This is a genomic window from Anisomitus miae (SeqCode) (genome assembly GCF_054906395.1).
Genome location: NZ_JBRACL010000010.1, coordinates 122,453 through 130,348 on the forward strand (window position 1 = coordinate 122,453; position 7,896 = coordinate 130,348).

The window sequence follows — 7,896 nt, forward strand, 5'->3', positions numbered from 1 at the left end:
TTCTCCTTCAGTTAAAAATATATTGTAAAATCTTATCTAATGTATCTGTATCCTTATATAATGAAAAAACAATATAATTACTAAAGGTTTTTATATATGGATTTTTTACTAAATCGTATTGGTTTTGTTTATTTGTATTTGACTTAAACTCGTTCTCTAACTCATTAATCCTTCTTTCAATTCCTAATATTACTTCTGTGATATCCTCCTCTTCTTTTAGTCTAAATATAGATATTTCTATCCCAGATATATTATCAATAGAAATATTAGCTATGTAATCTATCAAAAGCTTTGGATCCACAGCGTACAATTCTAAAAGTTCGTCTTCATTTAAGCTTTTCAAGTTAGGTAGAGATAGTCTATAAGACAAATTATCAAATATTTCATTAGAAGTCAGACTTATATTACTCATGCTCTGGTTACTATTTATGTAATCTACGTTGCTACAAGAATTAAGAAATAAGGACAGTAAAAGAATAAACGTAAATTTAAACTTTAATCTTAACATTTAAAAACCTCACCTTAGTAAGACCTTCCTAAAATAACCATAGTATCAGTTGGACTATTGCAGTAGATACATGTATCTGAAATTCTTTCTTGTTTGAAAGGAATACATCTTGGAACGATTCCTAAAGTATCTTTTATTCCTAATTCACATTTAATATTGTTACAAAGCATAGCTTTTGTAAAACCACTGTTATTTTTGTAAATATTTTCTAATGAAGTAAAATTATCAGCTGAGTATGTTTTAGAGTTCATTTTTTCCAGTGATCTTAGAAACATGTTCTCATGTATTGAGTCTAGAGTCTCACTTAACACATGAACTAGATTAGAATCTAAATCTATGGATTTTCTGTCTCCTGTATCTCTTCTATACAAGGTAATTGAATTATTTTCAAAATCTTTCGGTCCGAACTCTAATCTTATAGGGATACCCTTCATGTCATATTCATTAAATTTCCAACCTGCTGATTTATTTGAATTATCAATTATACATTCAAATTTCAATTTCAAGTCATCATATATGTATCCTATTTTTTCCATTATCCTAGAGTCTTTGTTATTGATAGGTATTATTGCAATTTTAGTTGGAGCTATTTTTGGTGGCAAGCACAATCCTTTATTGTCACCATGAACCATAATCATAGCCCCTATTAATCTTGTTGATATTCCCCAAGATGTTTGAAACACGTTTTTTTGAATGCCTTGCTTATCAGAAAATTTTATATCAAATGCTTTAGAGAAAATATCAGAAAAATTGTGAGTTGTACCACTTTGTAGTGCTCTTCCATCATGCGTCATACTTTCAATTGTGTATGTATCCTTTGCTCCTGCAAATTTTTCATTTAAGGTCTTCTTTCCTTTAATAATAGGAATTGCAAGTATATCTTCACAAAAATTTTGATATACATCCAATATTTTTAAAGCTTCGTTTATAGCTTCCTCCTCTGTTTCATGAGCTGTATGCCCTTCTTGCCACAAAAATTCCGTTGTCCTTAGGAAAGGTCTAGTAGATTTTTCCCATCTTACAACTGAGCACCATTGGTTATAAAGTTTTGGTAAATCTCTATAAGAACTTATTGTCTTTGAATAATATTCACAAAACAAGGTCTCAGAGGTTGGTCTAATGCATAATCGTTCATTTAATTTTTCGTTACCTCCATATGTAACCCAAGCTACTTCTGGAGCAAAACCTTCCACATGCTCACTTTCCTTTTTTAATAAAGACTCAGGAATAAAAATAGGCATATAAACATTCTCATGTCCTGTTTCTTTAAGTTTGTTATCTATATAGCTTTGTATATTTTCCCAAATTTTGTATCCATAAGGCTTTATTATCATACACCCTCTAACATTTGAGTATTCTACAAGATCAGACTTTTTGACCACATCTGTATACCATTTGGAAAAATCTTCATCCATAGACGTAATTTCTCTGACTAATTTTCTTTCATTTTTCATCGCTACTAATCCTCTAATAAAATATGTTTTTAGATCTTCTGTAATAAATTAATTATAGCATTAATATATTTTTTTTGGAACAATCAATATTGTATGGACGGTATGTTTAGTTAGGTTTTTATGAGTGAAGTGGAAATATTTACTGGATTTTCTGGAAGTGGAAAGACTAGATTTTTGAATACATATATTGAATTTACAAATGTTAAAAAAGAAAGAATACTCATAATAATAGTTGGAGATGGAAATACAAAATTACACAATAAGATGAGAAATCCTTATTTGAGAATTAAGGTTTTTAGTTCTGTATTAGACATAAATGAGAGTAAATTACTATATATGTTAAACATATACAATCCTCATCGATTACTAATAGAAGGTGATTACTTTTCCATAAACAATATTCTTAAGATCGTGAGTTCTCATACTCTTAAGCGTATTTTAGTTATTACTTCCAAAATAAATATAATAAATTCTAGATTTATAAAAAAAATATCAAAACTTAACGCGAATAAAATTCAAAGTAATGTTATATTGATAAATAATTACGATAAATTGAGCTTTGAGGACGAGTGTATTACAGATATAAGGATTAAGAATGTGAACTCATTTTTGTTTTGTGTGGAATGTTTCAGTGAAGTATACTTCAAGTTTAAGGATCATGGACTCTTAAAAGGAGATATTCATAAAAATTTATTTAAATACATAAAAGAATGCATATAAATGTTTGACAATATTTATAAAATTTAATAAAATTAAGAACGTGGTTCTGCATATTTCACTTGCTCTCATAGTTCAATGGATAGAATAGCTCCCTCCTAAGGAGTAGATACAGGTTCGATTCCTGTTGAGAGTACCACCAAAAATAGTGTCATGACTTTTGTGTGACACTATTTTTATTTAATGCTTTATTAATTTTGGGTCAAATTTGGGTATTACGGTTACTGAAGATCAAAATTAAATGCTTAGTTATAAAAAGATTTATTTTTAGGGGTGGTTATTTTTGGAATCGAATGGTTGGCTTGTAACGTTTTTGGTATTTTTAATTTTGTTATCAGGCCTTTTTTCGGCATCTGAAACTTCAATGATGTCTCTAAATAAAATTAGGATAAAACAGCTTGCTGAAGATGGAGTTAGAGGAGCGAAAGATATTCAAAAACTTCTGGAAAATCCAAGCGAGATTTTAAGTACAATATTAATTTGTAATAATATTGTAAATATATTAGCTTCATCCATATCAACCGTAATTTTTATAAATTTGTTTTCCAATATTGGTACGGGGTTTGCCACATCCGTTTCTACGGCTGTATTAACTATATTAATTTTGATTTTTGGTGAAATAACTCCTAAAACTATTGCTGTTGTGAAAGCTGAGAAGTTGGCGTTTATTTTATATAAACCTTTAAAATCAGTGCTTGTTGTCTTAAAACCTATTGTTTTTATATTTTCGAAATTTTCTAGAATTATAATGCTGGTTTTTGGAGTGAAAGAAGGTAAAATTTACCCTAATATTACTGAAGATGAAATTAAATCTATAGTTAGTTTTAGTCAGGAAGAGGGAGTTCTTGAAGTTGAGGATAAGAAGTTGATATATAGTGTGTTTGAATTTGGGGATTTAAAGGTTAAGGATGTAATGGTTCCAAGGGTCGATATGGTAACCTTGTCTAGTGATTCTAACTATGAGGAAATTGTAAATACATTTAAATCGGAACGATTTTCAAGGATACCTGTATATAAAGGTGACATAGATGATATTATCGGTATCATAAACATAAAGGATCTACTTTTTATGGATATGACTGGAGAATTTGTAATAGATAAGTATGTTAGAGAAGTTTATTCTACTCACGAATATAAAAAAATAAGAGATTTGTTTAATGAGATGAAAAAAAATAGGAGTCATATGTCTATTGTCAGAGATGAGTACGGAGGCACTGTAGGACTTGTAACTATGGAAGATTTGGTTGAAGAAATAGTTGGCGATATAGAAGATGAATACGACGATACTGTAGACAAAGAAATACAGATAATAAGTGAAAGTGAGTATTTGATAGCTGGTACTTTGAAATTAGATACTCTAAATGATATGCTTAATATAAATATAGAGTCTGAATTTGAAACCATAGGAGGATACATAATCGAAAGATTTGGTAGGCTTCCTCAGAATGGTGATATTATGGAATTTAATAATATTAAATTCAAAATAGAGGATATGGGCAAAAATAGAGTTAAGGCTATAAGGGTTTATTTAAATATCGATTCATAAAATGAAAAAGGGGAGTTCGATGTTCAGATACTCCTTTTTCTTATTTTTTGAAAAAACCTATTAAGTATAAACTCACATTTTTTATTGTTAATCCAATATACGTTTAACGGCAACATATTTTTATGGTAATTTGAAGAGAAGAAACCATTAATGGGATTTGACACACCTATATATAAATTCTTTAGTCTACTTTCAAAGATCGCTCCAGCACACATTAAACATGGCTCAAGGGTTACATACATTGATAATTTTGATAAATTCCAAGACTTCACTTTAATACATGCCTCTCTTATGCAGATAATTTCTGCATGATTAATGCAGATGTTCGTAGTACATTTCTCATTGTGGGCACGGGAAATTATTTTATTTCCGTCAGTGATAATTGCTCCTACAGGAATTTCATTAATTCTGTAAGAATGCATGGCCTCTCTCAATGCCTCTGTAATAAATAAATTGCACGTTAACATATATCCATCTACTCTTTTTAAATAAGTATAACACAAATTTTTAAAAATGTTTAATGTTTATTTTGTTGCAAATATGTTTTCACTAATATATAATTTCAATTGTATTTGGAAAGATGCTCGAGTGGTTTAAGAGGCATGCCTGGAACGCATGTATAGGTATGTTCCTATCGAGGGTTCGAATCCCTCTCTTTCCGCCATTTGTTGTGCTAGATGGGGAACTAGCGGTGCCCTGTACCTGCAATCCGCTGTAGCAGGATCGAATGCTTCCATAGGTTATTTCTCTGAGGGACAGAGTTAAGTTGGATTCGTTGAGAGCTAAGCTCTATGCATTAAAAACCTATAAACTCCGCCAGGATCGGAAGATAGCAACGGTAAGTAGTAATTTTTAAGTGATATGGAATAACTTAGCTTGAGTTGAAGGCTTGGATTTCGCTTTGGAGGGATTTATCAAAGGAGGATGCACAACACTTTATTCTTGTTGTATTATTTGTATGAGGCAAGGCATTCTATTTATTTATAGAGTGCCTTTTGTGTAGGAGATAATAGAGATAGTATGGTTAACAATTCTTTGTATACAAAGTATAGGCCGGGAGTTTTTGACGATATTTGTGGTCAAAAGTATGTATCTAAAATTTTGAAGAATCAGATTAAGCTTAAGAAGTTTGCTCATGCATATTTATTTTCAGGTACTCGTGGTACTGGAAAAACAAGTTGTGCTAGAATTTTTGCAAAAGCCATAAATTGTTTGAATCCTATTGATGGTAATCCTTGTTGTAGTTGCGTTGCATGCAATCAAGAAAATACAAATTTTTTAAATGTAGTCGAATTAGATGCGGCATCCAATAATAGTGTAGATCAGATAAAAGCTATAATTGAAGAACTTAGATATATGAATTTTACAGGTGGTTATAAAATTTATATTTTGGATGAAGTACATATGCTCTCTATAAATGCTTTTAATGCTCTTTTAAAAACTCTAGAGGAGCCTCCTGATAATGTAGTATTTATTTTGTCTACAACAGAGTTGAAAAAGGTACCACAAACGGTAGTTTCAAGGTGTCAGAAATTCGAATTCAAACACATAGAGATTCAAGATATAGTGAGTAGACTCAAGTATATAAGTCGTGAGGAAAATATAGATATAGATGATGCTTCTCTTAGGATTATTTCATGCATTGGTGATGGGTCTATGAGAGATTCGATAAGTATTTTAGAGAGAGTTTTATTATATAAAGATTGCATAAGAGAAGAGAATGTTAGAGATATTTTAGGTATAGTTTCTGAAGACTTTATTTTCGAGTTTTTAGGTTTTTTGTTTAGAAGAGATATAAATAATTCTCTAAGTTTTATATCTCATATCTTTGATAGAAAAGATTATGATGCAAAGGATTTTGCAAACAGTCTTAGGAATGTTTTGAGAGATTTGATTTTTTTAAAGATTAATGGAGAAGATTCTGATTTATTATTACAGAGAAATAGTAGGAATTTATCTATTATGGAGAAAATATCCTCTGAGGTTAGCACTGATGAATTGATTTTTATGGTAGAACAAATAAATAAAATAATGAGTAAAAATATTTCTACAGATATTGAGTTTAGAATATACTTGGAAATTTTTATATTTAAATATATTAGGAATGATTTAATTAAGATTGAGTCGTATAAAGATATTGATCTGAATAAAACTTCTATTCATAAACCTAAAAGTATTAAAAAATGCGGTGTTCAAGATGAAATTGATACAGGAAAATGGAAGGATTTTTTAATCCATCTGAGGAAACATGGATTTATGGTATTATACTCTCTACTTCAGAATGGCAATATAAGCAGAATTGAAGGTGGGGTAATGTTTTTTAAATGCAATACGTTAGGGATTTTGAATAGATTAAAAGATGTTTCTACAATAAAAGAAATTGAGTGTGAGCTGAGTAGATTTTATGGAGGTAGTTTATCCTTTGAAGTTTTTTCAAACATTGGAGATGGAAATTTGAGTATAGAGGATAAAATAAGGTCAGTTTTTGGAAATGATTTTGATATAGAGAATAAATAATTGTTAAAAAATATAATATCATATATAATTTAGATGATTAAAAATTTTTAAGGAGAGATATCTGTATTATGAAAGGTTTTCCTGGTGGTTTTGGTGGAGGAAATATGAATAACCTCCTTAAGCAAGCTCAAAAATTGCAAAAAGATATGGAAGAGGCTAAGAAAAATTTAGAAAATAGAGAGTTTGATGTGACTTCAGGTGGTGAAGTTGTATTTGTGAAAATAAATGGTAAGAAAGAAATAGTGGAATTAAGGATTAAGCCGGAGATAGTAGATCCTGAAGATATAGGAATGCTTGAAGATTTGATAATAAGTTGTGTGAATGAGGCATACAAAAAAGTTGAAGAAGAAAGTAATAAAGAAATGTCTAAATTAACAGGCGGACTTAATATACCTGGATTTTAGTGCTTGATGCATGGTTTTATAACCATGCTTTAGTTTTACTTTTAGGAGATAGAAAATTTATGAATAATTATCCGAAATATTTACAGGACATCATTTCTGAGTTTTCAAAATTACCAGGTATTGGTCATAAAACTGCAGTTAGGCTTAGTATGCACGTCATAAATAAAAACCTAGAAGATGTTATGTGTTTTTCTGAGGCTATAAAAAATTGTAAATTAAATCTAAAGTATTGTGAAAAATGTAGTAATCTCTCCGATGATAAATTCTGCTATGTATGTTCTAATAAGTCCAGGGATAATTCAATCATATGTGTTGTCCAAGATATTAGGGATGTATATGCATTTGAAAAAGTAGGCAACTATCAAGGAGTGTACCATGTTTTACATGGTTTAATCTCTCCAAATAAAGGAATTGGTCCTGAAAATTTAAATATAAATAATTTAGTTCAGAGAATTGATTGTGATGAAGTAGTCGAGGTTATACTTTCTACTGGTTTAACTCTAGAGGGAGAAGCAACAAGTGCGTACATATCGAAGTTACTGTACGGTAAAAAAGTAAAAGTAACTAGGTTAGCTTACGGAATACCATTAGGTAGTGATTTAGATTATGTCGACGAGATGACCTTAGGAAGAGCTTTAGATTTTAGACAAAAGTATGAGTGAATGGTAATGGTAGAGGGAGGCTGAAGCAATTATAAAAAAAGGTATTGACAAATGGGGGGAGGATTTGGTAGGATTATGGAGTTAAGAG

General features: G+C 30.0%; 8 protein-coding genes, 2 tRNA genes and 1 other RNA gene. 8 read left to right on the forward strand and 3 right to left on the reverse strand.

Annotated elements, in window-relative coordinates; translation table 11 throughout:
- Positions 1–7: 7 nt before the first annotated feature.
- Complete coding sequence (locus AALI31_RS07815) at positions 8–508, reverse strand: DUF4358 domain-containing protein (RefSeq protein ID WP_489885962.1); 501 nt, start codon at positions 506–508, stop codon at positions 8–10.
- 14 nt (positions 509–522) lie between these two features.
- Positions 523–1,962, reverse strand: coding sequence for a proline--tRNA ligase (gene proS, locus AALI31_RS07820; RefSeq protein WP_489885963.1), 1,440 nt, complete (start codon positions 1,960–1,962; stop codon positions 523–525).
- A gap of 120 nt (positions 1,963–2,082) precedes the next feature.
- Here proS and AALI31_RS07825 point away from each other — a divergent pair, with 120 nt between their 5' ends.
- The 3 genes from AALI31_RS07825 to AALI31_RS07835 all read left to right on the forward strand — a co-directional run bounded on the left by AALI31_RS07825 (position 2,083) and on the right by AALI31_RS07835 (position 4,225).
- Positions 2,083–2,682 (forward strand): cobalamin biosynthesis protein, encoded by a 600-nt coding sequence (locus tag AALI31_RS07825; protein ID WP_489885964.1) that lies wholly within the window; start codon positions 2,083–2,085, stop codon positions 2,680–2,682.
- Positions 2,683–2,743: 61 nt separating this feature from the next.
- A tRNA-Arg gene (locus AALI31_RS07830) sits at positions 2,744–2,818 on the forward strand.
- A 144-nt stretch (positions 2,819–2,962) separates the two neighbouring features.
- Positions 2,963–4,225, forward strand: coding sequence for an HlyC/CorC family transporter (locus AALI31_RS07835; protein WP_489885965.1), 1,263 nt, complete (start codon positions 2,963–2,965; stop codon positions 4,223–4,225).
- Positions 4,226–4,248: 23 nt separating this feature from the next.
- On the opposite strand, the gene AALI31_RS07840 is transcribed toward AALI31_RS07835, so the two are convergent.
- A complete protein-coding gene (locus AALI31_RS07840) occupies positions 4,249–4,692 on the reverse strand; it encodes a nucleoside deaminase (RefSeq protein WP_489885966.1) in 444 nt (147 codons plus the stop codon).
- A gap of 107 nt (positions 4,693–4,799) precedes the next feature.
- On the opposite strand from AALI31_RS07840, the gene AALI31_RS07845 reads away from it, so the two are divergent.
- From AALI31_RS07845 to recR, 5 genes are all read left to right on the forward strand, one after another.
- Positions 4,800–4,889 (forward strand) — tRNA-Ser (locus AALI31_RS07845).
- Positions 4,890–4,893: 4 nt separating this feature from the next.
- An RNA gene (ffs, locus tag AALI31_RS07850) (signal recognition particle sRNA large type) lies at positions 4,894–5,157 on the forward strand.
- An 88-nt stretch (positions 5,158–5,245) separates the two neighbouring features.
- Positions 5,246–6,742, forward strand: coding sequence for a DNA polymerase III subunit gamma/tau (dnaX, locus tag AALI31_RS07855; protein ID WP_489885967.1), 1,497 nt, complete (start codon positions 5,246–5,248; stop codon positions 6,740–6,742).
- Between the two features lie 68 nt (positions 6,743–6,810).
- A complete protein-coding gene (locus AALI31_RS07860) occupies positions 6,811–7,146 on the forward strand; it encodes a YbaB/EbfC family nucleoid-associated protein (protein ID WP_489885968.1) in 336 nt (111 codons plus the stop codon).
- A gap of 59 nt (positions 7,147–7,205) precedes the next feature.
- Positions 7,206–7,808: a recombination mediator RecR gene (gene recR / locus AALI31_RS07865; RefSeq protein WP_489885969.1), complete on the forward strand. Its 603-nt coding sequence runs from the start codon at positions 7,206–7,208 to the stop codon at positions 7,806–7,808.
- Positions 7,809–7,896: the final 88 nt, after the last annotated feature.

Excerpts from the sequence above, each read along its gene's own strand:
- recR (WP_489885969.1), top strand. The coding sequence starts at position 7,206 with ATGAATAATTATCCGAAATATTTACAGGACATCATTTCTGAGTTTTCA.
- AALI31_RS07815 (WP_489885962.1), bottom strand. The coding sequence starts at position 508 with ATGTTAAGATTAAAGTTTAAATTTACGTTTATTCTTTTACTGTCCTTA.
- proS (WP_489885963.1), bottom strand. The coding sequence starts at position 1,962 with ATGAAAAATGAAAGAAAATTAGTCAGAGAAATTACGTCTATGGATGAA.
- dnaX (WP_489885967.1), top strand. The coding sequence starts at position 5,246 with ATGGTTAACAATTCTTTGTATACAAAGTATAGGCCGGGAGTTTTTGAC.
- AALI31_RS07860 (WP_489885968.1), top strand. The coding sequence starts at position 6,811 with ATGAAAGGTTTTCCTGGTGGTTTTGGTGGAGGAAATATGAATAACCTC.
- AALI31_RS07825 (WP_489885964.1), top strand. The coding sequence starts at position 2,083 with ATGAGTGAAGTGGAAATATTTACTGGATTTTCTGGAAGTGGAAAGACT.
- AALI31_RS07840 (WP_489885966.1), bottom strand. The coding sequence starts at position 4,692 with ATGTTAACGTGCAATTTATTTATTACAGAGGCATTGAGAGAGGCCATG.